Origin of the sequence: Lentzea sp. NPDC020367 (genome assembly GCF_044387305.1) — a bacterium.
Lineage (GTDB): Bacteria > Actinomycetota > Actinomycetes > Mycobacteriales > Pseudonocardiaceae > Lentzea.
This window is the reverse complement of the sequence record NZ_JBIRVV010000016.1, coordinates 15,390-40,530: the sequence shown is the minus strand read 5'-3', so window position 1 is coordinate 40,530 and position 25,141 is coordinate 15,390. Positions and strand designations below refer to the sequence as shown.

Annotated in this window: 24 protein-coding genes and 2 pseudogenes; 6 read left to right on the top strand and 20 right to left on the bottom strand. The window is 66.9% G+C overall.

The window, feature by feature from the left end; all coding sequences use genetic code 11:
- Positions 1–70 precede the first annotated feature (70 nt).
- From ACH413_RS40435 to ACH413_RS40420, 4 genes and pseudogenes are all read right to left on the bottom strand, one after another.
- Positions 71–166, bottom strand: a pseudogene (locus ACH413_RS40435) (hypothetical protein); the annotation flags it as partial.
- A gap of 257 nt (positions 167–423) precedes the next feature.
- Entirely contained in the window at positions 424–786 is a 363-nt protein-coding gene (locus ACH413_RS40430) for an HPF/RaiA family ribosome-associated protein (protein ID WP_360046269.1), read from the bottom strand.
- Positions 787–1,203: 417 nt separating this feature from the next.
- Entirely contained in the window at positions 1,204–3,045 is a 1,842-nt protein-coding gene (locus tag ACH413_RS40425; protein WP_360046267.1) for a glycoside hydrolase family 15 protein, read from the bottom strand.
- A complete protein-coding gene (locus ACH413_RS40420; protein ID WP_360046265.1) occupies positions 2,945–3,478 on the bottom strand; it encodes a Na+/H+ antiporter NhaA in 534 nt (177 codons plus the stop codon). Before ACH413_RS40420 ends, ACH413_RS40425 begins: the two co-directional genes overlap by 101 nt.
- 438 nt (positions 3,479–3,916) lie before the next feature.
- Here ACH413_RS40420 and ACH413_RS40415 point away from each other — a divergent pair, with 438 nt between their 5' ends.
- The 3 genes from ACH413_RS40415 (at position 3,917) to ACH413_RS40405 (ending at position 6,787) form a co-directional block, all read left to right on the top strand.
- On the top strand, positions 3,917–5,089 hold the full coding sequence (locus ACH413_RS40415) for a helix-turn-helix domain-containing protein (protein WP_360046263.1): 1,173 nt from the start codon (positions 3,917–3,919) through the stop codon (positions 5,087–5,089).
- 180 nt (positions 5,090–5,269) lie between these two features.
- A complete protein-coding gene (locus tag ACH413_RS40410) occupies positions 5,270–5,701 on the top strand; it encodes an NfeD family protein (protein ID WP_360046261.1) in 432 nt (143 codons plus the stop codon).
- A gap of 3 nt (positions 5,702–5,704) precedes the next feature.
- Complete coding sequence (locus ACH413_RS40405) at positions 5,705–6,787, top strand: SPFH domain-containing protein (RefSeq protein WP_360046259.1); 1,083 nt, start codon at positions 5,705–5,707, stop codon at positions 6,785–6,787.
- A gap of 20 nt (positions 6,788–6,807) precedes the next feature.
- On the opposite strand, the gene ACH413_RS40400 is transcribed toward ACH413_RS40405, so the two are convergent.
- The 11 genes and pseudogenes from ACH413_RS40400 to ACH413_RS40350 all read right to left on the bottom strand — a co-directional run bounded on the left by ACH413_RS40400 (position 6,808) and on the right by ACH413_RS40350 (position 15,829).
- Positions 6,808–7,020 carry a hypothetical protein gene (locus tag ACH413_RS40400; RefSeq protein ID WP_360046257.1) on the bottom strand — a complete coding sequence of 71 codons (213 nt, stop codon included), beginning with the start codon at positions 7,018–7,020 and terminating at the stop codon, positions 6,808–6,810.
- Positions 7,021–7,601: 581 nt separating this feature from the next.
- Positions 7,602–8,222 (bottom strand): hypothetical protein, encoded by a 621-nt coding sequence (locus ACH413_RS40395; RefSeq protein WP_360046255.1) that lies wholly within the window; start codon positions 8,220–8,222, stop codon positions 7,602–7,604.
- Between the two features lie 2 nt (positions 8,223–8,224).
- Positions 8,225–8,911, bottom strand: coding sequence for a hypothetical protein (locus tag ACH413_RS40390; protein WP_360046253.1), 687 nt, complete (start codon positions 8,909–8,911; stop codon positions 8,225–8,227).
- The gene (locus ACH413_RS40385; protein WP_360046251.1) at positions 8,908–10,044 is read right to left on the bottom strand and encodes a hypothetical protein; all 1,137 of its coding nucleotides are present in this window, start codon (positions 10,042–10,044) and stop codon (positions 8,908–8,910) included. Before ACH413_RS40385 ends, ACH413_RS40390 begins: the two co-directional genes overlap by 4 nt.
- Positions 10,041–10,370 (bottom strand): hypothetical protein, encoded by a 330-nt coding sequence (locus tag ACH413_RS40380; RefSeq protein ID WP_360046249.1) that lies wholly within the window; start codon positions 10,368–10,370, stop codon positions 10,041–10,043. The genes ACH413_RS40385 and ACH413_RS40380 overlap by 4 nt, the downstream gene beginning before the upstream one ends.
- 10 nt (positions 10,371–10,380) lie before the next feature.
- Positions 10,381–10,890, bottom strand: a complete 510-nt coding sequence (locus ACH413_RS40375; RefSeq protein ID WP_360046247.1) for a YbaB/EbfC family nucleoid-associated protein — start codon at positions 10,888–10,890, stop codon at positions 10,381–10,383.
- Between the two features lie 548 nt (positions 10,891–11,438).
- Complete coding sequence (gene tatA, locus ACH413_RS40370; RefSeq protein ID WP_396425730.1) at positions 11,439–11,708, bottom strand: Sec-independent protein translocase subunit TatA; 270 nt, start codon at positions 11,706–11,708, stop codon at positions 11,439–11,441.
- Between the two features lie 374 nt (positions 11,709–12,082).
- Positions 12,083–12,331, bottom strand: a pseudogene (locus tag ACH413_RS40365) (GlsB/YeaQ/YmgE family stress response membrane protein).
- Between the two features lie 60 nt (positions 12,332–12,391).
- Entirely contained in the window at positions 12,392–13,453 is a 1,062-nt protein-coding gene (locus ACH413_RS40360; RefSeq protein ID WP_360046243.1) for a sporulation protein, read from the bottom strand.
- 28 nt (positions 13,454–13,481) lie between these two features.
- Complete coding sequence (locus tag ACH413_RS40355) at positions 13,482–14,534, bottom strand: hemolysin family protein (RefSeq protein ID WP_360046241.1); 1,053 nt, start codon at positions 14,532–14,534, stop codon at positions 13,482–13,484.
- Positions 14,531–15,829, bottom strand: coding sequence for a hemolysin family protein (locus ACH413_RS40350; protein WP_360046239.1), 1,299 nt, complete (start codon positions 15,827–15,829; stop codon positions 14,531–14,533). Before ACH413_RS40350 ends, ACH413_RS40355 begins: the two co-directional genes overlap by 4 nt.
- A gap of 132 nt (positions 15,830–15,961) precedes the next feature.
- Between ACH413_RS40350 and ACH413_RS40345 the strand changes: the two genes are divergently transcribed.
- Positions 15,962–16,360 (top strand): MerR family transcriptional regulator, encoded by a 399-nt coding sequence (locus tag ACH413_RS40345; RefSeq protein ID WP_360046237.1) that lies wholly within the window; start codon positions 15,962–15,964, stop codon positions 16,358–16,360.
- A gap of 3 nt (positions 16,361–16,363) precedes the next feature.
- Here ACH413_RS40345 and ACH413_RS40340 read toward each other — a convergent pair whose 3' ends face one another.
- The gene (locus tag ACH413_RS40340; protein WP_360046235.1) at positions 16,364–17,632 is read right to left on the bottom strand and encodes a hemolysin family protein; all 1,269 of its coding nucleotides are present in this window, start codon (positions 17,630–17,632) and stop codon (positions 16,364–16,366) included.
- Positions 17,633–17,736: 104 nt separating this feature from the next.
- On the opposite strand from ACH413_RS40340, the gene ACH413_RS40335 reads away from it, so the two are divergent.
- Positions 17,737–18,651: a cation diffusion facilitator family transporter gene (locus ACH413_RS40335; RefSeq protein ID WP_360046233.1), complete on the top strand. Its 915-nt coding sequence runs from the start codon at positions 17,737–17,739 to the stop codon at positions 18,649–18,651.
- A gap of 951 nt (positions 18,652–19,602) precedes the next feature.
- Here ACH413_RS40335 and ACH413_RS40330 read toward each other — a convergent pair.
- The 3 genes from ACH413_RS40330 to ACH413_RS40320 all read right to left on the bottom strand — a co-directional run bounded on the left by ACH413_RS40330 (position 19,603) and on the right by ACH413_RS40320 (position 22,301).
- Positions 19,603–20,469: a helix-turn-helix transcriptional regulator gene (locus tag ACH413_RS40330; protein ID WP_360046231.1), complete on the bottom strand. Its 867-nt coding sequence runs from the start codon at positions 20,467–20,469 to the stop codon at positions 19,603–19,605.
- Positions 20,470–20,476: 7 nt separating this feature from the next.
- Positions 20,477–21,313, bottom strand: a complete 837-nt coding sequence (locus ACH413_RS40325) for a helix-turn-helix transcriptional regulator (RefSeq protein WP_360046230.1) — start codon at positions 21,311–21,313, stop codon at positions 20,477–20,479.
- Positions 21,314–21,959: 646 nt separating this feature from the next.
- Positions 21,960–22,301, bottom strand: a complete 342-nt coding sequence (locus tag ACH413_RS40320; RefSeq protein WP_360046228.1) for a hypothetical protein — start codon at positions 22,299–22,301, stop codon at positions 21,960–21,962.
- 686 nt (positions 22,302–22,987) lie between these two features.
- Here ACH413_RS40320 and ACH413_RS40315 point away from each other — a divergent pair.
- On the top strand, positions 22,988–24,007 hold the full coding sequence (locus tag ACH413_RS40315; RefSeq protein WP_360046226.1) for a hypothetical protein: 1,020 nt from the start codon (positions 22,988–22,990) through the stop codon (positions 24,005–24,007).
- Here the strand turns inward: ACH413_RS40315 and ACH413_RS40310 are convergent.
- Entirely contained in the window at positions 23,971–25,032 is a 1,062-nt protein-coding gene (locus ACH413_RS40310; protein WP_360046224.1) for an NAD-dependent epimerase/dehydratase family protein, read from the bottom strand. The two genes, ACH413_RS40315 and ACH413_RS40310, sit on opposite strands and share 37 nt — an antisense overlap.
- Positions 25,033–25,141: the final 109 nt, after the last annotated feature.

The window sequence follows — 25,141 nt, the reverse complement described above, 5'->3', positions numbered from 1 at the left end:
GTATGGATGCTCGCGTTCGCCGTGCGTCGAACGCCTCCTCTGCAGACCACGAACGTATCAACATCAACATGCCTTTTGCCTGCTCAATCGTGGGCTGGCTCGCTAGCGCCACTTGCAGCTGCTCGACCCTACGAACCGGATCAACGGACTCATCGCGGCCTCGCATCAGTCGATTCCACTCGAACTACCCCCATGACGCCAGCCGCATCTCGTCAACACGGTCCTGGACGAAGTCCGCGGGACCTGACCGACGCCCCGGTGCCGATTCTTTGACGTCAGAAGTGTCTCCACGCGCAGGGGAGCAGATCACCGGGCACGCTCGGCACGCGGACCTGTACCGCGATGTGCCTCCCGCGTCCCGGCGTCCGTCTCATGTTCGTCACTGGTCGAGGCAGTTTCAGGGGCGAGCACGGGGTGCAGCGCTCATGCCAGTTCCTCGTCGACCGCCATGGTGCGGATCGTCTGGCCGCCCTTGCGGTGGTCCGAGCGGTCGTACTTGCTGTCGAGCAGATGAGCGAGTTTGTCCGCCGCGCCGCGGCAGGCCTCGTCCACCGACGCGGCGTGGTGGGTCACGGCGACTGGCCGTTGCCCGGCGGAACGAGCCTCCAGCACACAGCGTTTGTCGGTGTCGTCGGACTGGCCGGCGGTGTCGTCGCTCAGATGAACCTCGACGCGGGTGATCCGGTCGCTGAAGCGTGACAGGGTGGCATCGAGTTCACGTTCGACCCACTGGATCAGATGCTCACTGCCGTGGACGTTGTTGTCGGTGTTGACTTGAATCTGCACGTGTATCCCCTGTCATCAGTGAAATCGGCCGGCCGCTTCGCCGTGGTTGTGGTCAGGCGTACTCGCGTTCGTCGAGCTCCGGGAGCGCACTGTGCAAGATTCGAGAAGATGTCGTCCCTCCCATGTGGACCGTTCGCCGGCAACGGTGGCGCTGCCTGATGGTTTCAAGTCGCCGTGTTCTGGCGTTCCGCCGATCTCATGACGACGGCCTCGGTCAGAGCGAGCGGCGCCGTCCAACACGGTGATGGTCGGGAGACATGTGACACGACGAATGTCCGTTCCCGCTGTTCCTGAACAGTAGGCAAGGCCAGGCCGTGGTCGAAGGGGCCCATCGGGCAGAGGCGGACGATGTCGAGTTGCCCGGATCCGGAAACAGCATGGCCAACGGGCGTGCTCGATCCCGGTCGGGCCGCACCGTCAGCCGGGCCGGGCGCGAGTGGACAGTTCGGAGCGGGCGCCGTGCAGCGCTCGGGTCAAGGCCACCCCGCTCGAGATCACCCCGATGTGGCTGAACGCCTGGGGATAGTTGCCCAGGAAAGCCCCGTCCGCGGGGTCGATCTGCTCGGGCAGCAGCCCGAGCGGGTTGGCCCTGGCGCACAGGCCTTCGTACAACTCGGCTGCCTCGTCGACACGTCCTTGGCCGATCAGGTTGTCGACCAGCCAGAAGCTGCACAGCAGGAACGCCCCTTCACTCCCCGGCAGCCCGTCGGGTGAGTCGCCGGGCAGGTACCGGAACAGCAGGCCACCCCCGGCTCCGAGCCGGTCCCTGATCGCGCGGGTGGTTGCGAGCATCCGCGGGTGGTCGGCGGGCAGGACTCGGCGCAACGGCAGGGCGAGCAGACTCGCGTCCAGCCCACCTCCGGGCCCCAGGTGCTCGGTGAGGCTGCCGAGATCCTCGTCCCACGCCTCGTCCAGAATGCGTTTGGTCAGTTCGTCGGCAGTGGCGGCCCATCCGGTGGCGTCGCCAGGCAGGTGCAATCGGGTGGCGAGCCGGGAGGCCCGGTCGAGCGCGACCTGGCACATGGCCACGGAGTAGGTGAACGGGCGGGCGGTGGAGCGCACCTCCCAGATGCCCTCGCCGGGCTGCCTCCACACCGTGTCGGCGGTCTCGGTCAGCCCCACCAGGTGGGCCCAGAGCGTGTCGTCGACGGTGCCGCCGCGGGCGGCCCACTGGTAGGCGCAGTCGAGGATCTCGCCGTACACGTCGTGCCGGACCTCGCCGGCAGCGCCGTTGCCCCAGCGGACGGGCCCCGATCCCCGGTAGCCGGCCAGGTCGTGGTCCAGGCGCTCGAGCGGGGGTTCCCGTCCGTCGAGGTCGTAGAACACCCTCGGTTTGCCGCCCTCGACAGCATCCAGGACCCAGCCCAGGAAGCTGTCGGCTTCGGTGGTCAGCCCGATCCGGCGCAGCGCGTACACGGAGAAGGCCGCGTCGCGGATCCAGGTGTAGCGGTAGTCCCAGTTGCGGGCGCCGCCGATCGATTCCGGCAGCGAGGAGGTAGGAGCCGCGACGATGGCACCGTTCTCGATGTTGTCGAGCAGCTTGAGGGTGATCGCGGAACGCCGCACCAGAGCAGCCTGCGGCCCGTCGTAGGAGATCCCGGCGGTCCAGCGGCGCCACGCCGCCGCCGTCTCGTCCAGCAGCCGGCGGGGGTGGACAAGACGAGCCCTGCGCGCGCCGGGTTCCCACCGCAGCAGCAGCCACAGGTCCTGGCCGGCCTCGACTCGCACGGTCGTGTCGAGACCGGCCAGTGGCTGTTCGGAGAACAGGTGCAGTTCCAGGTCGGGCCGCGAGCAGCGCAGCCGCAGACCGCCGCCGTGGCGGTCGACGCCGACGCCGCCGCGTGGACGAACCGCGATCCGGAGCGCGGCCCAGCCCTGCAACACCCGGACCGAGCGCAGCAGTTCACCGCTCGCCGCGGGCACGTCGGCGGCGAGGTCGGCGCCGACGCGCAGGACGAACGCGTCGGTCACCTCCACCAGGCCGGTCGCGCAGCGCATCTCGGTGACCAGCACACCGGTGTCGGGCAGGTAGTACTGGCGGCTCGACACCACTGCCTCGGGGGCGAGGAGGAACTCGCCCCCGAGGCAGTGGTCGAGCAGCCCGCAGAACAGCGGATCGCTGTCGAAGCGGGGAACGCACATCCAGCTGATCGCTCCGTCACGGCCGACGAGGGCGCTGCCTCGCCCATCGCCGATCAGGCCGTGGTCGGCCAGCGGCAGGTAGCCGCCGTGGCGCAGCAGTGGCCGGGACGCGTTCATGTTCTCGCCTTCTCGGGATGTCTGGTGGATTGGAGCAGCGGCGTGACGCCCAGCGCCGCACCGACCTCGGATCCGACGAAGGTGCCGATCTCGGCCATGTCGACCGATGCCGGGTGGCATAGGCGAGTTCGGCGATGAAGAGCGAGACGATGAAACCGATCCCGGCCAGCGCAGCCAGTCCCCACACATGCCTGGTACTCACGCCTGTTGGCAGGCTCACGATCCGCGTGCGGTGAGCCAGCAGGGTCACCACGGCGATGCTGAGGATCTTGCCCACGACGAGTCCGGCGGCCACTGCCCAGGCGACGCGGGAGACCACCGCATCGGCGAGGACCCCACCACCCAGGTCCCCTCCGGCGTTGGCCGGCGCGAACAGCGGCACGACGAAGAACGCCGTCGCCGGGTGAAGCCAACGCTCCGGAGTGAGCAACACCTCGCGGCCGTGGCTCGGCCGGGATGGGACAACAGGCTCGGGCCCGCTGGCGACCGGCCACGACCTGCGCACGGCGGCCAGCCGGCGGACGGGTTTCCCCACTGCCCCGGTAGCCGCTGGTGAACGGGCTCTTCGACCACACCAGCGTGAGAACCGCAGCCACCGACAGGACCATCCGGCCCGCGGACTCCGCGTGCAGGAACTCCCGCAGCGGTTCGACGACGGCGTTGCGGGCCCGTCGACGGATGGGCCACCTTCGGGACATGGGCGACCTCCACGTTCGCGACGGGTCTGTGCGCGTGTCGCGGAGAGCCTGCACGCACCTGCCCACCTCGACGGTTCACCACGCACTGGAGGAGTGACAAGACACGAGTCTGGCTACCCTGAGCAGACCGGATTGCCGAGATCTGGCAACGGCGGTGCGGAGGGAGCGGTCCGATGGCGACCGAGCGTGAGCTCACGGCCGCGGACGTGGCCGCCATCGCCGCCAAGGCCGCCGTCCGCTCCGGCGTCGAGTCACCGGCGTTTCTCGACGGCTACATCGAGATGCTGGTCTCGGTGAGCGTGACCAATCGCAGGCTGGCCCGTGACGAACTCGACACCCGGCGTGTCCTCGGGGCCACCGCAGCAGAGCGGAATGTCCCTCTGCGTGCTCTGGTCGACCTCTACCTCACCGCGAACTTGCTGGTCTGGCCAGAGCTTCCCAGTGTCACCGGCGCGAGCGGCAGTACAGTGCGCGCCATCACCGACAGCGTGTTGCGCGCCTGCGCCGACGCCGTCGTCGCACTCGCCGAAGGCTACGAAGGAACCCAACGACTGGTGATGCGCCAGGAGGAGACGCGGCGCCGGGAGTTCATCGACGACCTGCTCAACGGCCGCAGCGACCTCGGCCGGCTGGCCGAAACGGCGGAACGCTTCGGTGTTCAGCTCGCCGGTCACCTCGCCGTCGCCGTCGCCATCACGGACCACGGCTTCGTCGACGGCGATCCCGTGACCCGCCGCGTCGAGTCCGCCATGCTGGCGCGCTTCGGCACCCGTGATCTCTTGATCACCACCAAGGACGAGTTGCTGATCTGCATCGCCGCAGGCACGGCCGACGACCTGATCGAGGAGTTCGCCCGGCAGGTGGAGTTCGTCCTGGGAGCCGACACCCGCTGGCGCCTCGGGGTGGGCCGCACCCACGCGGGTCCGGGAGGCGCGATGCGCTCCTACGAGGAAGCGCGCGGAACGCTGGACCTGGCCGAGTCGCTCGGCCTCACCGCCAAGGTGTTGCTAGCCGCCGACCTGCTCGTCTTCCAGGTACTGCTCCGTGACCGCGTGGCCATCACCGACCTGGTCACCACCGTGCTGGGCCCGCTGGAGCAGGCACGAGACGGCGCGCAACCGCTGCTGGACACCCTTGCGGCGTATTTCGCGTCGGGTGGTGTCCACGCCGCCGCCGCCCGCCGTCTGCACCTCAGCGTCCGAGCCGTCACCTACCGCCTCGACCGGATCAAGCGGCTCACCGGACACGACGTCTCCGACCCGACGCAGCGGTTCACGCTGGAAGCGGCCGTGCTCGGGGCGCGGTTGCTCGACTGGCCGCGTCACCCGTTGCCCCCGGTCGACTGAGCAGACGAGCACAGGACGATCCGGCGGTGGCTCACCACCACTGCGACATTGCCGGAATCCGGAACGTGGAACCAGGCCAGCGTGGCCGACCAGGTGCCTTACCCGTAGGTGGCGGGCCGAGCACGCTGGGGGCAGAGCGGAATTGCCCCTACGTTCCCGCACCCGGCAGGAGGCCGTCCCATGAGCCTGTGGCTGATCTGGTTGATCCTGGCCGTGGTGCTGGGTGTGGCTGAGGTCCTCACTCTCACCGCCGCGCTCGGAATGCTCAGCGGCGCCGCACTGGTCACGGTGGGCTTCGCGGCCATCGGACTTCCGCTGCCCGTGCAGCTGCTCGTGTTCGCGGCCGCCGCCACGACCGGTCTCCTGCTCGTCCGCCCCATTGCACTGCGGCACATGCTCCGGCCCCAGTCGCAGCGGTTCGGCGTGGACGCCTTGGTCGGCACAGCCGCCCACGTCGTCTCAGAGGTCACCGCCACAGGTGGCCGGGTCCGCATCGGCGGGGAGGAGTGGACCGCCCGCACCTACGACCACATCCTCGTGATCCCCACCGGAGCGACCGTCGCCGTGATGGAGATCAACGGCACCACCGCACTCGTCTACCCCCAGGAGTAACCGATGGAAATCTCCGCGCTCCTCATCGCCGCACTGCTCATCGCCCTGTTCGCGGTCTTCACCGTGCTGCGCGCGGTGCGCATCGTGCCCCAGGCACGCGCGCGTAACGTCGAACGACTAGGCCGCTACCTTCGGACGTTGAAGCCCGGCCTCAACTTCGTCATCCCCTACGTCGACCGCGTCTACCCGGTGATCGACCTGCGGGAACAGGTCGTCTCGTTCCAACCGCAACCGGTGATCACCGAGGACAACCTGGTCGTCGAGATCGACACCGTTCTCTACTTCCAGGTCACCGACCCGCGCGCCGCGGCCTACGAGATCGCCAGCTTCCTGCAGGCGGTCGAACAACTCACGGTCACCACTCTGCGCAACGTCGTCGGCTCCATGGATCTGGAACGCACGCTCACGTCCCGCGACACCATCAACAACCAGCTGCGCGGCGTTCTCGACGAGGCCACCGGCAAGTGGGGCCTGCGGGTCAACCGGGTCGAGATCAAAGCAATCGACCCGCCGCAGTCCATCAAGGACGCGATGGAGAAGCAGATGCGCGCCGAACGCGACAAGCGCGCCGCGATCCTCGGGGCCGAAGGACAACGCCAGTCCCAGATCCTCACCGCCGAAGGTGACAAGCAGTCCGCCGTGCTCCGCGCCGAGGGCAACCGGACCGCGACGATCCTCAAGGCGGAAGGGCAGTCCCGCGCCATCGACGAGGTCTTCCAGGCCGTGCACCGCAACGACCCCGACCCCAAACTGCTCGCCTACCAGTACCTCCAGATGCTGCCCCAGCTCGCTCAGGGTCCTGGCAACACGTTCTGGGTGATCCCCAGCGAGGTCACCTCCGCACTCCAAGGCGTGTCCCGCGCCTTCACCGAGGCCCTCCCCCAATCACCCGCCACCCGCGAGACCCCCTCCGACGACCAGACCGACCACACCGCCAACGACACTGCCCAGGCAGCGCAAGCCGCCGCCGAGGCCCTCGCCGCCGCGGCCCAGGCCGACCGCCCCGGCATCACCAGCCCAGTTCCCAACGGGGACAAGGGACACCAGAACGACAACAACCCGAACGCGGTGCCGGCTCGCCCATGATCTTGTACAGCTGACTCATGTCACCGGTTTCGAACGGAGGCTTCCCGGTGCGAACGTTCCAAGTTGGTGCGGTCGTCGTCGATCATGACGTCGAAGGTGGGCGACGAGCGCAGCAACTCTGACGTGTACTCCTGGACGGAGACAGCCCCACAGTCCTCTCCCTGCGACTCGACGGTGCGGTCGACGCCGTGGTTCGAGGGGCCGGTCGTCAGGCGACAGAAGACGATCGCCAAACACGAACAGGTTGGTGGCCAAGGCGAGTTTTCAACGACCCGGTGGTGTTCGTCGGAGACGGCGTGAACGACGCACCCACATTCGCGACTGCACATGCCGGAATCACTTTGGGACGCAGGGGTTCCGCGTCGGCGGCGAACACATCGACTCGGTGGTGATCGGTGACGACCTCACGTTGTCCCGGCGGTGGTGGCGCTGGCCCGGCCATGCACGGCAAGTCGTGATCGCCAACCTCGTGATCGCGGATCGTTCATCCTGGTGCTGCCGGCTTGGAACCTGTTCGGAACGCTGCCGTTTCGCCACGGCGTCGCGGGCCACGTAGGCTCCGCGATCCTCGTCGCACTCAACGGCGTGAACTGGTCACCCTTCGCACGGCAAGACCGCCGTAGGTTCGGGTCAGTAGCGCACGCGGTCCGTCGCGCAGCCCACCAGAATCATCATCGTGACGACTGCGAGCACGTGGTCACCGCTGAGCGCGCACATGCACGCCAGCATGAACCACAACAGCAGCCTCATGAAATGAGGCTAGAGGTTGCGTGATGGCAAGAACAGCGGACTTGGCCAACGCTTGAGGGAGCGGCTACGAGTCCACCAGGTTGTCGTAGGCCGTGCGGACGGACTGCTCCGCCTGTGGATCGCGGAAGTCGAACGTGGAGCCGTCGGCGAACTCGATCCGCACGAACCATTCAGGCTGGACCTGTCTGCCCAGCGGCACGGCCACGAATCGCCGGGCCGCGCTCACCGGCGCCTCCCACCACGTGACCAGCGGCGGGACCTCGCGCTGTGGTCCGCGCACTCGGCCGAGCAGACCACCACGCGCCGGCCCGAGCACCTCCCCCTCCACCACGAGACCGAGGCGCTGGTTGCTCAGCAGCAGCCAGCACTCATCACGTCCCGCGGTGAACAGGTCAGCCCACCGCACGGAGATCTGCTCGGGACTTTGCGCGTGCGCCCAGCCCCACACTGCGGGGTCGTGCGCCCACTCGTCGGTGCTGAACTGGGCGCTGCTCACCGCCGCGGTCGGCAACGGCCACTCGGGCTCGGCGATGTCGGCTTCCGGTACGCCACCGACAAGCGTGTGCGGCGCCCTGCCCGCCGAGCCGACGTGTCCCTTGCGTTCGACGGCCCACACGATCTGCTCGCCGGTGCGCACCCAGTGCTTCTGGGCGATCTCCGCGAGTTTGAACCTGTCCCTGGGCATGATCACCCTTGTCCGTTGGCCATGGCGAGCAACCGGTGTGCGTTCCCGGCCGACGAGGTGAGCACGTCGATCCCGGATCCGTCCACAAGAGACACACGAAGAGCGTGCACGTCCCGGACTTGATACTGCCGAGGCAGTTTCCGCTCAGCGATCGACACGGACCCGATGTGTTCTCGCGCCGCCTCAGCGACCGTCGTGATCCCGGAAGTCACGATGGGCTGATGAGGCGGGTACGGGCTCTTGCCGCCGAACACGTCACGAGCGCTCTTCGCGAAGCCGCTCACACGATCGAGCAGGCTCCTTTCCTCTTCGGGCGCTGCGGGTTCCTCCACCAGGGTGACCTGGGCGAGCCTGTACGGCGTGAGCACCAGCCAGGAGATCGCGGACACCGGCTGACAGAGCCGGGTGGCAATCCCGGCGGCGTGGGGTCCCCAGGCCACCACGTGCGGCGCGTCGGCCCCACCGTCCTCAGGACCGCTCCCCGCGAACGCGGCGTCCACGACGCCCGCGGCCGCGTTGCCGAACGCCCCGGCGACCTTGCCCAGAGCGCCACGTTCCGGTCGGCCCTGCCAGTCCAATCCGGCGAGAGCGAACCTGGTGCTGCTCGGATCGACACCCACGCACAGCAGGATCGGTTCGCCGGGTCGGCACCAGGACTGCCGGATGGCGAGAACGCCGTCGAGCTTCACCAGTTGAACCCGCGTTCCTGAGCGTCGCGACGCTCCTCTTCGGACGGTGTGTTCTGGGCGGCGTCGTAGGCCTCTTGGCTGCCGAACTTGATGGCGCCGTCGACCGCGGAGTCGACGCCGGCGCTGAACAACGCACCGGTGATCCTGGTCTGCCCGCCGAGCGCGCCGGTGAGCACGGTCTGCGCGACGTTGCCCGCCAGCGCACCCTCGCCGGTGACGCCCTGCATGAACCGGTTGGCGGTGGTCGACGCGAGCGAGGTGCCGTCCGCTCGGGTGAGAACGTTGACGATCGGGTTCGAGCCGAGGTGACGGCCTGCGAACTGCTGGGCCATGTTGCCGCCGCGAAGGCCGTTCATCCTCTGGATGACCTGGCGCAGCGGGCCACGCAGGCGCACCAGGAGCTTCTCGATCTGCTGGACCGCCTTGAACAGCTCCATCTGCAGCTTCGTCACGCGCATCGAGATCCGCACACCGGTGCTGCCGACCTGCACGGTCGTCGTCGCGCCCGCCGCTGCCACCGACCCGCCAGCGGTGATCCATGACGCTGCCAGCGCCGCGAGCCACTGCACGATCAGGCCGATGATCAGCTCGGTGAGGACGTCGATCACGAACTCGACGAACATGTCGAAGAGCTCGGCGATCGTGTCCAGGGTCTGCTTCAGGCCGCGGATGTCCTCGGCCAGCGCCTCGACTCCGCCGGCGAACTCGTTGATCTGCTTGCGGAACCCGTCGCCCGCCGCGCCCGTCCACATGCCGGTGGTGGTCTCGGCACGCTTCTTCTCGGACTCGGCGACCTCGTCGAGCCACTTGGCGACCTCGTCCCAGCCCTCGCCGGTCGCGCGCATCTGCTCGGGGTCACCGATCGCCCACTCCGCGAGCTCGATCAGCGGGCTGAGCACGATCGAGACCAGGAAGCCCAGACCGTTGTCCATCAACGCCTGACCAGGGCTCGCCAGCGTCTGCAGCAGCTCCAGGCGGCCGGAGATCGTGGCCGCGGTCATCTGCGGCGGCGAGGTAGCGTCCGCCAGGTCTGCGATCGCGCTGTAGGCGGAGCTGCCACGGCCCGCGGCCTGCTCGAACCAGTTCTTCTGATCACCGTCGTTGAGATCGGCGAACGTGCCGGGACCGGTCACTGGGCACCTCCCCCGAGGCCCTTGCCGAGCTGCCCGAACCCCTGTGAGAGGCCCTGGTCGACGCCCTGGTAGACGTCGAAGCTCTCCTGCAGCTGCTCACCGGTCTGCTTCAGGAACCCCTGCGCGTCGGTCGCGAGCTGCTGGCACTCCTGCAGACTCTTGAAGTAGCCGCTGCTCAACCCGACCGCGTCACCGATCGGACCGAAGCACTGGTCGTCAACCCTGGCCTGCTCAAGCAGCTTTGCCAGCGATCCGAACTTCTCCGCGAGGCTGTCGCTGCCCTTGGCGAACGCGGTCAGTGCCTCCGGCTGAACGTGGAAATTCACCTGACTCCCCCTACCTCAGGTATGTGCTGGGTGGTTCCTCGTCTTCGACGTGATCTTGGACCGGACGGTTCCGCGGCGCGGGCCCTGGTGCGGCAGCCGGCGGGAACGGTGACTGCGCCTGCGGCGGTGACGGCTGCTGCGGTGCACCGGGCGGAGGCGGCGCCGATGGCATGATCGGCTCGACACCCGAGGCAGCCATACCGTCCTTGAACTGCTGCAACCGGTCCCCCAGGATCGGCGCGACGACCTGCTCCAGCTGCTGCGCGGCGTTCTGCGTCGCCATCCTGATCGCGTCGAGGATCTCCTGCTGCAACTGCACGTGCGAGCGGTTCATCGCGTTCGGCGCCAACTGCAGCCCGAGCACCGCACCCGAGGTCGCGGCAGTCACGGTCACAGCACCGTCGCGGCTGCGGCCGACGCCACGCAGGTCTTTCATGGCCTCTTGCAGCGCGCCTGCCTTTTTCGCCTGTTCCTCGAACGAACGCATCAGCCCCTGCATCCGCTCCTGGCGGTCTGTCACAGCGCTTCCCCCGAAAAACTCATCGACTCGACGCGCCGAGGCTACGCGAAGCGGCGGTAGGCTTTGGCGCGCTGGGAACATTTCGTGGTGAGCCTGGCATCGCGGACAGGTTCCCGTTACCACTCCCGAGGTGTGCCGGGGGCCTGTCCGCATCCTTCAGTTGGCGCAGCGAACCCCGTCGGTTGTGATGAGGCTGCAGCTCGTCGCGGTACCCGCCGCCGCAGTGGTCGCCGCCTGTTCGGTGAGCCCCGCACCACCGCAGGTCCGCGCCCATGCGGAAGCGGCAGGTATCAGCCCGCAACTGTTGATGGGGAATCCTCTGCAACGAGTCCTGCAAGCCGCACGATCCCGCACCCGAACGGGCCTGGCAGAAGAGTGAACCCGGAAGCCCGCATTCGGTGTGGCGAACATGCACAAGGCCGCGTTCGACGACACCGAACAGGGACGCGACTTCGCCGACCCTGGATGACACCTGCGCGATCTCGCCGCACAGCTCCCACAGTCATGATCGCCGCAGGTGCGAGCACCCTCCACAGGACGGCACGGGCTCAACTTGTTGGGTTCGTGCCCTGCTGGGCGTTTTTCAGTTGCCGCTGAAGATCATCGATCTGCTGCTGCAGCCGGTCGACCTGCGAGACGTCTGCCGGCGTCGCCTCCATCCGGGTTTCGTCGTCCTGCCGCAGTCCCGAGGACTCGGCTTTGAGGATCTTGGCCGAGCGACCCAGCGATCGGGCCATTTCCGGCAGTTTCTTGCTCCCGAACAACAACACGATCACGACACCGATGATCAGCAGCTCGGTCGCACCGAGGTTGCCCATGCGCCCACTTCCTCCAGTCGAACCTGAATCGACGATATCGCTGCCCCGCAGACAGATCAGCCCGACGACGACCACCGTTACATATTGTCCACATTGGAGGTCGCAAAGTTGTGCGGTTGCTTCCCAATCCCGCTTCCAAGCGACAAATGTCCGATTCAGCTTTGTTCGATCCGAGGTTTCCCAGAGCCAGGGCAGGCCGTTCATGGGAGCCGTCCTGGTCTGTCACCGCCCACTCCGGCACACACCGGCGACCATGCGGTTGTCGCGCGGCCTGCTCAGCGTTGTCAGAGCCACTACGACGTGCGTGGGAGAGCGGCGCGGCGGGCGAGACACTTGGGAGTGGTGATCGCCTGCCGCGCCGGTCCTGGTGGCCGCTAGGCCTTCTTGCGGCCGTACATGCTCGCCACGAGGCTCACGCCTCCGACGGCGACCGCGATCTGGATGATCACTTCGATCCAGTCGATGCCACGGGTGTCGCCGACGCCCAACGCGTTGGCGACAAGATGCCGAGCAGAGCGGCAGCGATGCCGCCGGTCAGCCAGATCGGGATGTTCTGCTTACCGGGCAGGATGAACCTGCCCAGCGCACCGATGATCAGACCGAAGAATGAGGGCACTGAAGATTCCGGACCCCCGCCACTCCTTCGTGCTGGTCGCTCCGCTGACACTCCGGCCGGACGACGATCACTCGTCGAACGCGAAGTCCTCACCACCACCGTCGTCCTCGAAGACCTCTTCCACAACTTCACCGAGGATCATGCCGCCGACCACACCAGCCGCACCCGCGGCGACCATGCCGCCGATGCCGGGACCGCTGCGGTGGTGGCCACCGTGGTGGCCGTGCTGGTCGTAGCCGTGGTGTCCGTAGCCCGGCTGACCGTGGCCGTAACCCGGCTGCGCGTGGCCATAGCCGGGCTGGCCGCCGAACGCCGGGTTGTAGCCCGTGTGTCCGCCGCCGAAGGCAGGGTTGGCATGACCGCGCTGGGCGACCTGGGCGAGCCATCCGTTGATCGCCGACGCCCAGTCGGTGCCCTGGGCCTCCTGGTGGGACACGTGGAAGTGACCGAACGCGTCACCGCCGGAGGAGAACATGCCGCCGCGCTTGTCGGCCTCCAGGATCACGTACAGCTCGTGCGGGTTCGCCACGAAGGTCAGCTCGACCTGCGAGACCTGCCCGGCGAACTGGGCCGGCGGGAAGAACTCGATCTCCTGGTAGAAGCCGAGCTCCTGCGGCACGCCGTGCAGGCGGCCGGCTTCGACGTCGGCGCTGCGGAACGAGAAGCCGAGCTGCCCGAAGGCGTTGAGTACCGCGTCCTGCGACGGCAGCGGGTGGACCAGGACCGGGTCGAGGTCGCCCTTGTCCGGCGCGCCCGCGATCACGAGCTCGGTCCGCACGCCCACGGTCATGCCGGGCAGCTGACCGCCGCCCACCGCGGTGATCGGAGTCTCCCACGGCATCGGCAGCTGGAACGGGATCGAGATGAGCTGACCGGCAGGGACGCGCACGCCCTGCTGCACGATCATGCGGAAGAACTCCGACACACCGCCGTACTCGTGGTCACCGCGCTCGACCTCGACGCGGGTGACCAGGGACAGCACGACCTGGCCGATCTCGGCATCCGCGCTGCCACCCTGGATGCGCACCTGGCCGGTGACCACCTGGCCTGGCGCGGCGTGCGGCGAGTCCAGCACGGTGTCGACGGACGGTCCGCCGACGCCGAACGCGCCGAGCATCCGCTTGAACAAGTCTCCTCCTGTGGGGACAAGGTGTGAGTTAGTTCTGACGCACCGCAACGCGCGGTGCGTCGGTCTCGTCGTCGAAGTCGCCGATGAGCTCTTCGAGCAGGTCTTCCAGCGCCGCGATACCGACGACGCGATCGTCATCGGACACCAGCGCGAGCTGGGCGCGGTCAGCCTTCATCGCGGTCACCGCCGCGGCCACCGGCATTCCGGCTTCCAGCGTGAGCACCGGGCCCATCAACGAGCGCGCGTCCGGATCCTCGCCGCGGGCCGTGGCGCGCATGGCCTCGCGGATGTGCACCAGGCCGACGTAGCGGCCGTGCGGATCGATCACGGGGAACCGTGACCGTCCACACTGGAGGCTCCGGCGCTCGATCGCGCGCGCCGTGGTGTGCTCGGCGACGGTGGAGGTCTCCTCCACCGGCACCATGACCTCGCGCAGCGTCGTCTTCTGCACCTGCAGCATGCGGGTCAGCAGTCGTTGTTGATGCTCACCGATGAGCCCGTGCTCGGCGGACTGCCGCACGAGCAGACGCAGGTCCTCTGGCCGGTGGGCCTGAGCCAGTTCGTCCTGCGGCTCGACCTTCATCAGGCGCAGCAGGCCGTTCGTGGTGCTGTTGAGTCCACTGAGGATCCAGCGCACCGAATGAGCGAACGCGCGGAACGGCAGCGCCAGCATCAGGGCCGACTTCTCGGGGTGCGAGATCGCCCAGGACTTCGGCGCCATCTCGCCCACGACCATGTGCAGGAACACCACCAGCACCAGGCTGATGGCGAAAGCGATGCCGTACGCGACACCATCCGGCAAGCCCACGCCGGTCAGCAGCGGGTCGAGCAGGTCAGCGACGGCGGGCTTGGCCAGCGCGCCGAGTCCGAGCGTGCACAGCGTGATGCCGAGCTGGGCGCCCGCGAGCATGAGCGACAACTCGCGCACACCGGCGACCGCCGCCCTTGCCGCCCGGGACGTCTCGGCCTCCTGCTCCAACCGGTGCCGCTTCGCCGCGATCAACGCGAACTCGGCGGCGACGAAGAAGGCGTTGAGCGCCAGCAGGACGAAGGAGATCGCGAGGGACATTCCGGTACTCATCGAGCCTCCTCCCGAACCCGTGACGTCACAACGACGGTCTCGGGCACGTTGCGTGCCACGGCGGTGACGAGCACCGTCACGCCGTCCAGCTCGATCTCGTCGCCCACCTCGGCGGTCCGGCCGATCCGGTGCAGCACAAGGCCGGAGACTGTGTCGTACGCGTCGTCCAACGGCAGCGCGACACCGGTCGTGTCCTCGACCTCGTCCAGCCGCATGCGTCCGGGCACCTGCCACCTGGTGTCGTCGAGACGCTCGATCACTTCTTCGATCAGGTCGTCCTCGTCGTGGATCTCTCCGACGAGTTCCTCGGCGAGGTCCTCCAGCGAGACGATCCCGGCGAAACCACCGAACTCGTCCAGCACGCAGGCGAGCTGGCGGCGCTCTGTGCGCAGCCGTTCCAGCACGGCCGGCAGCGGCAACGTCGCGGGCAGAACGAGCGCGGGTGAGGCGATGTCGCCGATCGGTGTGGCAGGTCGCTGTTCCGGGGTGAGGGTCAGGACCTCGGCCAGGCCCACGACACCCCGGATGTCGTCCAGGTCGTTGCCCACCACAGGAAAGCGCGAGTGGCCGGTGTCGAGCAGTTCCACCACACGGGAAGCGGGCTCGTCGAACCGCACCGAGTGCACGTTCACGCGCGGTGTCATCGCCTGCTCGGCTGCCAGCTCACGGAAGTCCAGACCGCGGTCGAGCAGCTGGGCGAGCTCCGGGTCGAGGTGTCCCTGCTCCCCCGCGTCGCCGACGATCTGCTTGAGGTCCTCCGGCGTAGCGCCCTGCGGAAGTTCCTCCACCGGCTCGATCCCGATGGCACGCAACAGTCTGTTGGCAGCCGCGTCGAACAACCGGATCACCGGACCGGCGATCTTGAGATAGACCAGCGTCGACGAGCTGAGCCACTTGGCGAGTGCTTCGGGCTTGGCGATCGCGAGGTTCTTCGGCAGCAGCTCGCCCAGCACCATCTGCACGACGGTGGCGAAGGTCAGCGCCACGGCCATGGCCAGCGGCACGCCGAACGACTCGGGAAGTCCGAGCAGGTTCGCGAGGCCGGTACCGAGCAGCGGTTCGGCCACGTAACCGACGAGCAGCGCCGTCACCGTGATGCCGAACTGGGCGCCGGACAACATGAACGAGAGCTTCTGCGTCACGAGATAGGCACGCTCGGCGGCCTTGTCGCCGGCCTCGGCCATCTGCTGCAGCCGACCGCGGTCGACCGCCATGTACGCGAACTCCTGGGCCACGAAGTAGCCGGTGGCAGCGGTGAGCGCCACGATCGCCAGCAGGCCGGACAGGATCAACATGCCGCACTCGCGGCGGTGAGAACGTTCAGCCGGGCTCGCCCCGGCGTACTACTACAGCCGTCTACGTCGGCTTTTTCAGGCATAACTCAACAGTAGCACGCAGCACTGTATGGTTGACGAGAGGAGGTGCACATGAGCGAAGTGCTGCTCAAGATCGGCGAGCTGGCCGCGCGAGCGGGTGTCAGCATCCGCACCGTCGACTACTACACGTCGTTGGGCCTGATCAGCCCCGCCCAGCGCACCGCGTCGAACTACCGTCTCTACTCCCCCGCCGACGTGGACCGGATCCATCTCGTTCAACGTCTGGAAGTCCACGGTGTTCCCCTGGACGAGATCACCACCGCTCTGAGCACGAAATCCAGCGACGTCGCGATGATCCTCAGCCAGATCGACGTCGACCTGCAGACGTTGCAAACGGCCGCGGACGGTGCCGCACCGGAGATGCAGGGCCTGCTCGCCATCATCGCGACGCGCGTGCACTCGCTGATCACCATCGCGCTGCAGATCCCACCGGACACGATGCTGCCGTAACGGCTACTCGCCCCTGCGCATCCGCACCGAGGTGATGGCGTGGTGCGCGACTGCCAGGACCTCGATGTCCCAGCCCGACACGCTCACGGTGTCGCCCGGTTCCTCCGGGATCCTGCCGAGGAACACGAGCACCAGACCGGCAATCGTGGAGAAGTTGCCCTCGGGCGCGTCCGGTAGCTCGACGCCGATGTCGGCGAGGTCGTGGATCGGAAACGTGCCGGGCAGCACCAGCGAACCGTCCTCGGCACGCGCCACTGCCATGACGTCGCGATCGGTCTCGTCGTAGATCTCGCCGACGATCTCTTCGAGCAGGTCCTCCAGCGTGACGATGCCGGCGACAGCGCCGTGCTCGTCCATGACGAGCCCGAACTGCTCGCGCTCGACCTTGAACCGCCGCAACGCCTCCGACACCCGCACCGAGTCCGGGAACACCAGCGGCTCGCGCACGACATCCGCCAGTTTCACGTCGTCGTCGAGCAGATCGCGAAGGTTGACCAGACCGACCACGTCGTCCAGGTGCCCGTCGCGTACCACCGGTGCGCGGGAGTGACCAGTCGCGGCAAGAGCAGTGCGCGCGCTCGCGACGTCGAGATCGTCAGACAGGATGAACACCGATCGCCGGGGCACCAGCACTTCACGCAGGCGGCGCTCGTGAATCTCCAACGCGCCGAAGATTATCTCGCGCTGTTCCGGGTTCAGGCCGCGCTGACTCTCCACCAGTTCCCGCAACTCCTCCGGTGAAAGCTGCTCGGACTCGGCGTTGGGGTTACCTCCCAGGATCCGCACGACCAGGTTCGTCGACGCGCTCAGCGCCCACACCGCGGGCCGAGAGATGGCCGACAACACGTCCAGCGGCCGTGCCACGAGCAACGCCCAGCGCAGCGCGTACTGCATGGCCAGCCGCTTCGGAGCGAGCTCGCCGAACACGAGCGTGAAGAACGTCAACACGATCGTCACCAGCGCCACCGCTACGCCCGAAGCCGCTCCGCCGAGAAATCCGAGCAGCGGCACCAACGGCTCGGACAGCGAGACCGCAGCCGTCGCCGAGGCCAGAAAGCCGGCCAGGGTGATGCCGATCTGGATGGTGGCGAGGAACCGGTTCGGGTCACGGGCCAGCTTCACCAAAGTCCGCACGCCCGTGCCGCCCGCTCGCTCCAAGGCGCGCAGCTGCCCCTCACGCAGCGAGATCAGCGCCATCTCGCTGCCCGCGAACAACGCGTTGACCAGCACCAACACCCCGACAAGGGCGATGTTGAACCCGTAGCCGTCCATTCGGACCGTGTCACTCCCCCGCTGTGAAGTTCGAAGCGCACACGCTAGCGGCTGATTCCACAGGTCACCGCACGGCACGGGTGATCACGTCCTAAGGTTCGCTCGTGGCAACCGAAGGAAGCACCAAAGCCGTCGTGACGGCCATGTTCGCGAACCTGGGCATCGCCGTGACCAAGTTCGTCGCGTTCTTGCTGACCGCCTCCTCATCGATGCTCGCCGAATCGGTGCACTCCGTGGCGGACACCAGCAACCAGGCGCTGCTGCTGCTCGGCGGCAAGCGCGCCAAACGCGCCGCCACGCCCGAGCACCCCTTCGGTTACGGACGCGAGCGCTACGTCTACGGCTTCATCGTCTCGATCGTGCTGTTCAGTCTCGGCGGCCTGTTCGCGCTCTACGAGGCGTGGCACAAGTGGGCGGACCCCCACCCGATCGACTCCTGGCAGTGGGTACCGATCGCGGTCCTGCTGGTCGCCATCGTTCTTGAGGGCCTCGCGCTGCGTACGGCGGTGCTCGAATCCAACCGCGTACGGGGCACGCGTTCGTGGGCGCGGTTCATCCGCACGGCCAAAGCACCCGAACTGCCGGTCATCCTGCTCGAGGACCTGGGCGCGCTGTGCGGCCTGGTGTTCGCGTTGATCGGCGTGACGATGACCCTGATCACCGGCGAGGGACGGTGGGACGCCGCCGGCACCGGGATGATCGGTCTGCTCCTGATCGTCATCGCCGTGGTCCTCGCGGTCGAGATGAAGTCGCTGCTCATAGGCGAAAGCGCCACCCGCGAGCACCAGACCGCGATCGCCGGGGCGCTGCCGGGCGACGGTGTCGAGTCGGTGATCCACCTGAGGACCCTGCACCTCGGCCCCGACGAGCTGCTGGTCGCCGCCAAGGTGGCCATCAGCCGATCAGCCACCGGGACCGACATCGCGACGGCAATCGACGCTGCCGAACAACGGGTGCGCACCGCGGTCCCGATCGCGCAGGTCATCTATCTCGAACCAGACGTGCGCCGCACGTCCTGACAGCCCGCTACTCGCGGTGCTTTCGCCAGATCCGCACCGCGAACCAGGCGAACCCCCAGGACGACGCATGCACCGAGCGCGATGAGCACTACGGAGGACAACGTCACCCCGGCCGTCACGACGAACAGGCTGACCACATAAAGCGCAGCACCCGACGACGACAGGGTCCACCGCGGCGCCCTGGGTGCGGGCGATTGAGCTTGGCGGCCAGTTTCGGGTTTCCTTCGGCAAGGTGCCGTTCGATCTCGTCCGGGCAAGTTGGCCTCGAACATCGCCATCGCCCCGGCTCCGCACACTTGCATCAGATGACGCCAGAACCACCTGTCGCCGCTCTTCCGGCAGGAAGTCCCCGAACAAGATCGTCTGCAAGACCGCGTAGTCCTTGGCCTCAAGAGCATTTATCGCGCACGACACCAGATCTGCCGTCGCTTCAGGGACCGTGGGGACGGCGTTGATGGCGCTTCATCGGGCCATCGGCATGTACAGAGATCGTTGCAGACGCCGTTAAGGGGATGTGGTTTTTACAGCGCTCTCAAGCAAAACAGCAGCGTCAGCGAACATTCCTAGGTTAGCGCAGTCGATCCACTCCGGCAGCCGCTCTACCTCGACGCGAGACGCCGGCGCGTCAAAGGCCGTTCGGACCTCCAGCACATCGCTCTGCAGGCCGCTGCGTTACCGCTGACGAAGCGAGACCAAGCACTCCTATCGGCACACCTGACGACCACCGATCAACTCTTGCAGGGGTGCACGGCGAGATTTGGGCGACCGCGCTCTCTCCGCCCGCGACAGCGGGCGCGCGATGGGCTTCGACGTCTGGTTCGGCCAGCGTCACGCTCTACCGGGTCCTCCCGACCGGCCTGGCGACTACGGCAGCGCCCTCAAGGTCACAGGCCAGATCGACTTCGCCTCCAACTGTCACGCACTAGCCTTCCGACCACGCTGTTCACTCGTTCAGGCCCTCAGCTGCGTAGGACTTCCAAGCTTGGCGGCGGCCTCAGCTATGAGCTCCAGTGACTCCCCGGCACACAGGGCGACCTCCTGCAAGGTCGCAAACGATTGGGAGCACAGACCAGTCAGAGCGGGTTCCTCGATGTACTCGCCACTGACGAGGGTGTCCATGTAAACCACGTCGTTGTGCTGCCGGTGAGGAAATCTCAGCAACGTGAACGGCGAGCCCATCGCCGGGTACGCTCCAGCGCCCCGCGGCACCACCTGCACGCTCACCGCCGGGTGCTCTGACACCTCCATCAAGTGAAGCATCTGCGCCTTCATCACCCGCGGCCCTCCGACCACCGGCCACAGCACCGCTTCCGGAAACACCGCGTGCACCGTCAGCGGATCCTTGTCCGAGAGCCGCGACGCCCATGCCTCCCGCGCCATCGCCAACCGCGCCGTGCGAACTGGATCGTCCGACTGCTCCACAGCGTTCGTGTACTCAGGAAGCTGCAGCATCGTCGGAACCAGATCTGTCGTGAACACCTGCAGCAGCGTCGCCTCGAACACCAGATTTGGGAAGTCCGCCGCCGGATCGAACACCCTGCTGTTGCCCGCCGAACATGCCCGCATCCGTTCTGCGTACTGGGCGCGCACCAGCAGGGCCTGCCATTCCGGAGTCGGCACTTTGTAGACGTAACCGAGCGCCATGATGTCCACGGGCGCCGACGGCTGCACCGCGTTCTCCATCATGGACAGCTTGGCACTGCTGAAACCCACGCGCTGACCGGCCTCGGTGAGGCTCAGCTCGCGCTCGTCGCGCCACCCGGCCAGCTGCCGCCCGATGGCGCGTTCGAGCGTCGTGGCCCGGAAATCCTTCGGCACGAGGAGATCACCAGACCTGCAGTTTGTTGATCATCGCCAAGGACTCGTCTTCGCTCAGGCTCGCCTCATCAAGCTTCACGACAACCGCGTCGTAGCCGGCGATCGAGTCCCTCATCTCGACGAAGATGCTTGAGTTGAAGTTTTCCAACCAGACCACCGGCTCGTACATCGGGAACTTCAACTGAGTGAACGCCCCATCAATCCCGGCGTGCGCACCGGCCGCGGCGGGCACGACCCGGATCTTCACGCGTGACCAGTTCGCCATCATCGTCAGGTGAAGCAGCTGTTCGGCTTGGACCGCGCAGTCTCCCACGAGAAGCCGCAAGGCGAACTCGTGGATGTAGAAGGTGCAGCGCGGGCCGTTGTGGAGCAATTCCCTCATCTCGGCCTGAACACGCAGCCGTTCCTCCATCTCCTCCCTTTCCGGCACAGCAGCGGAAGCGATCAACAGCTCGCGCGCGTAACCGTCAGTCCGCAAGAACACCGGAAGCACGAGCGGCTGCCAGTCGATCAGCTCGTTCGCCTTGGCCACGTGAGCGAGCGCGGTGGACGGTTGAACGGGCGCGAACTTCCCGTGCTGCTGCCACCACCCTTGCACGTTCCGAGTCGGATACAGCGCGAGCAGCCGGTCACGCTCAGCGGCCTCCGGCCGACACACGCTCAGCAACGCCACGACCTCTAGCTCACTGAGATACACCTTGCCGTTCAGAACCTCCGAGACCTTGCTGTCGTCGCAGTCGAGCAGTTCGGCGACCTGACGCGAGCTCAGTCCCGAGGCCGCAACCACCGCGCGTACCCCCTCACCGAACTCGCGTCCGCGTACGGTGGAGATCCTTCGTGGCATGCTTTTCCTTGTACTAGTGCGGTAGTTGGTCCGATGAGGACTCGTTGGCATTGGTAGACCGTGCTGGCACGAACACGGTCATGGAATCGAGGTCCCTGCACACGAAGTCGCGTCGTGGAACTAGTGAGACTCGTCGTTTAGGAGCGCGGTGCTGCTCCGCCGACGACGGCGAGGATCAGGTTCTCCCCCACTGAGCAGGTCACGTCCCTTCTCGGTGAGCAAGAAAACAGTGGCCCCCGGTGACGCCCGCAACCGTCCGCGCTGGGCACTGATCGCGCCGGCGAGGACGAGGTCGTTCAGGGCCATCTCCACCAGCTCCGCAGGACTCAGCACTGCGGCCGTGATGACAGGTAGCGCTACGCGTTCGCCTGGTCCAAGTCGCCCGAGAAATCTCAGGATCGCGGGCCCGCACTCCCTCGCAGCGCCCATGCGCTTGTCCGCACGTTGCCGCAACTCCTGCCCGATGAGCATGAGGTGGCGGCCCAGTTCACTTTCGTCGGCCGCGGTGTCGCCGTGAGTGGGGTCGTCATGCACCCAAAGCATGCGTTTTTGAGCGTACGAGCTCAATGACGCTGACACGTTGGCAAGGCGACGCAGTTCCTCTGAGTCGAAGTCCGCGGTCCAGGCGTTCCCCCGTGCGTTCTCCTCAGTCACCCCGCGTCACCTCACGGCCGTCAGCACGGCGGGCGTCTCCAGACGAACTGGAGTCGCCTCGGAAGGAGTCGTTTCGCCGCAATCGGGCCAGAACGCCAACGACACCCTCGGTCGCGTCTCGGCAGGCGGCCCAAGCGAAGATGCCGCTCGGCCAGGCGGCAGCGAATCCAAGGCCGAGGAGAGCGATGCCCGTCGTCGTTTCTCCAGCCAGCGCCAGGATCACGCCGAAAATTGCCAACAGCATCGACATGACCAGACCCGGTCCCGCCCAAGTATGCGCACGTTGAAGCGCGCCAAGCGTCGAGCTCTCGGTACCGATTCGCTTGGCAGCCATCTTTCGGTCAGCTTCACAAGTCTCGGCGTAAAGTCCACGCCCGCGATCAAGCGCCGTCAGTACGTCAGCGGAGGATTCCACGAAACTACCTACCTGTTCGTCAGGCCGGATTCGGGCTCGGCGCGTGCGGGAAACTCAGCTACATCACTTGGACAGCCACGAAAATCTGGCCTCAGGACGAAATCGTCACAACCAGACCGGGACAGCCACGTTGCAGATGTAGGGAGGCCCACACGAATCGAGAGAAATCGACATGCTTAGACCTTCGCCAAGCTCAGGGGCGCAGCAGGAGATCATCACCGGCCCACCAGGGGCGCACTAGGGGCGCACGCGTCCATCAGCGCTCTCTGGAAGGTCCCGGAGCCTCTACCCTGGAGGCAGAGAACGGAGGTCCGGTCTTCATGTCGTCACCACCGCCGCCGCGTATCCGGCTCGGACAGTTGGCGCAGCAGAGTCATCTGAGCAAGTCGGCCTTCGTTCGGGAGTTCGAGGCCAAGGCCCGAGAACTGGGGCTGAAGGTAGGACTTACCGAGTCGACGCTGAAGCGCTGGTATGCCGGGCAGAGGCCCCTACCGGATTCGTGCCGGGTGCTCGTCCACTGGTGGAAGGAGCCGATTGACCGGCTTTTCGGCCCACCCACCGGAGGAAGCCCTGCGCACTGCGGAAACACACCAAGGGAGCGACTTGTGACAGCTGGTCGTGAATCGTCCAGCCAGGCGTTGAGGGCAGCGGCCGTGGTGAACCCCCAGGCGATCAAGAACCTTCGCTCGGACACGCGGGATGCAGCGCGGAGCTACCTGACGACCGCACCTGAGGAGATGCTGGGCGAATTTCTCCACCTGCGTGATGAAGTGAACGAACAGATCAGCCTGACGGAGAAGGTGGCCCAGAAGGCCGAGCTCTATCTGCTCGCCGGCGCCGCGAACGGCCTGCTGTCCGTCGCGGCGTGGGATCTCGGCGCTGAAGACGTCGCGAGGCGCTTCCTGAACTCCGCTGATCTGTACGCGGAGAACGTCGAGAACGAGTCCCTGACTGCTTGGCTCCGAGCTCTCGAAGCCACCGTCGAACTGTGGTCCGACAATCCGCGGAAGGCTGTCCAGATCGCCACCGCGGCCCTTGAGCTGGCTCCAGCAGGCACCGCACGTGTACGCCTGCACTCCATCCGTGCCCGAGCACTCGCGCTTGTCGGTGCGCGGCAGGAGGTCATGATGGATCTGGGGCGAGCCGCCGAGGAGCTCGGCCGCGCCGGGCAGGACGAGTTCGTGGACTACCTCGGCGGCGAACTCGGCTTCGACAAGCCTCGTCACGCTCTTTGTGCGGGTGCCGCCTATGTGGCTCTCGGAGATGGAGAGCGAGCTGAGACTGCCGCATTGGAAGCTCTGGAGCTGTTCGCAACAGCTCCAGAGTCCCAGCGATGGAGCGCCGGCGCACTCGCAGCCACCATCGACCTCGGCATCGCTCGGACTCAGCGAAATGATCTAGCTGGAGCTGAAGACGCGCTGCTGCCCGTGTTCGACCTCGATCCGCAGTGGCGGACCGAGGCGTTGAGCCGCCGTCTCAGCAAGTTCGGCCGCCTCCTGAACACTCAGCGGTACGCAGGCTCGGTAGAGGCCGGCCGAATCGGTGACCAGATCCTCGTGTTCACAGCCGAGGTCGAAGAACGAACAGATCAGCTGTCCATCACCACTGGCGAGGAGAGCCGGTAGTCGTCCCAGGCCTGCAAGAGCTCTCGCTCGCGTTCGGCACTGATGCCGAGTTCGCGCGCCCGCTCGTGCTCGATCATCTGCCCGCTTTGCAGCAGCCGCCACGTGTCCCGGACGGTTTCCTCCAGCGGCCTTGTCACAAGTCCGTTGGCACGCGCACGCGAAGCGTCGACTGCCCAGGTGCCCGCGTAGGTTCGCCACATCGGCACTCCGACCCACTGCGGAACCTGTTGCTGCACGAGGAAGTCGTCATCCACCCAAGCAATCTCGGCCTCTGATTTGGTCACCTCGGCGCAGGCCTTCACGAACGAGCCGAAGGTCGCCTCTCCCGTGCCCGCGACGTTGAACGTCCCCGAGACCGAGTCCAGCCCGCAGTGCAGTACGAACTCCGCGACATCTCGCACGTCGACAGGCTGGATAGAGCGGGCCGGATTCCCTGGGGCAAGCACGCGCCCACCACGCTCCAGGCGCCGCAACCACCACGGCAACCTGCCGACATACTCGTTCGGCCCGAGAATCACGCCTGGACGGATGATCGTGGTGCGGTCTCGCCCGAAGGTCTCCAGCACAGCACGTTCACTGCCCGCCTTGGTGAACCCGTAGATCGACGGCCCTGGATCGCCGTCGTACCCGTAGTCCGGGCCGGCGTCGGGCGGGCACTCGAGCACTGCGGAATCCTCCGACAGGGGCTCGGTCGGCCACCCCTCGTAGGCCGACACGGTCGAGATGAACACGTAGCGGCCAACGACCGGTTCAAGCGCCTGCGACATCGCCAGAACCTCGCGCGGCACGTATCCGAGCGAGTCCACGACAAGGTCCCACGGCCCCTCGGCCGCCAGGCGCTTCAAGTCTTCAGGCTTGGTCTTGTCTCCGCGCACCAGCCGTACGCCTGCTACGTCCTGTCCGGACTGGCCACGACGGAATGTCGTCACGTCCGACGTCCGCTTCAACGCCGCAGTGGCGAGAGCGACACCGAGGAACCAGGACCCTCCAAGGAGCAATACGCGCATGGTGACCATCTTGCTCATTTGACCGAGGGGCTCGCCACGTGGGTCACGCTGAGCCTGAACGTCAGATGTCGATCATGACCTCAGAGACCCCCGGCCGCATCGGTACAGCACTTGAAGTGCACCGATC

Coding starts and splice junctions, on each gene's coding strand:
- tatA (WP_396425730.1), bottom strand. CDS start 11,708: ATGGGCAACCTCGGTGCGACCGAGCTGCTGATCATCGGTGTCGTGATC.
- ACH413_RS40340 (WP_360046235.1), bottom strand. CDS start 17,632: ATGGACGGCTACGGGTTCAACATCGCCCTTGTCGGGGTGTTGGTGCTG.
- ACH413_RS40345 (WP_360046237.1), top strand. CDS start 15,962: ATGAGCGAAGTGCTGCTCAAGATCGGCGAGCTGGCCGCGCGAGCGGGT.
- ACH413_RS40415 (WP_360046263.1), top strand. CDS start 3,917: ATGGCGACCGAGCGTGAGCTCACGGCCGCGGACGTGGCCGCCATCGCC.
- ACH413_RS40350 (WP_360046239.1), bottom strand. CDS start 15,829: ATGTTGATCCTGTCCGGCCTGCTGGCGATCGTGGCGCTCACCGCTGCC.
- ACH413_RS40425 (WP_360046267.1), bottom strand. CDS start 3,045: ATGAACGCGTCCCGGCCACTGCTGCGCCACGGCGGCTACCTGCCGCTG.
- ACH413_RS40320 (WP_360046228.1), bottom strand. CDS start 22,301: ATGGCTGCCAAGCGAATCGGTACCGAGAGCTCGACGCTTGGCGCGCTT.
- ACH413_RS40395 (WP_360046255.1), bottom strand. CDS start 8,222: ATGCCCAGGGACAGGTTCAAACTCGCGGAGATCGCCCAGAAGCACTGG.
- ACH413_RS40325 (WP_360046230.1), bottom strand. CDS start 21,313: ATGCCACGAAGGATCTCCACCGTACGCGGACGCGAGTTCGGTGAGGGG.
- ACH413_RS40310 (WP_360046224.1), bottom strand. CDS start 25,032: ATGAGCAAGATGGTCACCATGCGCGTATTGCTCCTTGGAGGGTCCTGG.
- ACH413_RS40355 (WP_360046241.1), bottom strand. CDS start 14,534: ATGAGTACCGGAATGTCCCTCGCGATCTCCTTCGTCCTGCTGGCGCTC.
- ACH413_RS40405 (WP_360046259.1), top strand. CDS start 5,705: ATGGAAATCTCCGCGCTCCTCATCGCCGCACTGCTCATCGCCCTGTTC.
- ACH413_RS40410 (WP_360046261.1), top strand. CDS start 5,270: ATGAGCCTGTGGCTGATCTGGTTGATCCTGGCCGTGGTGCTGGGTGTG.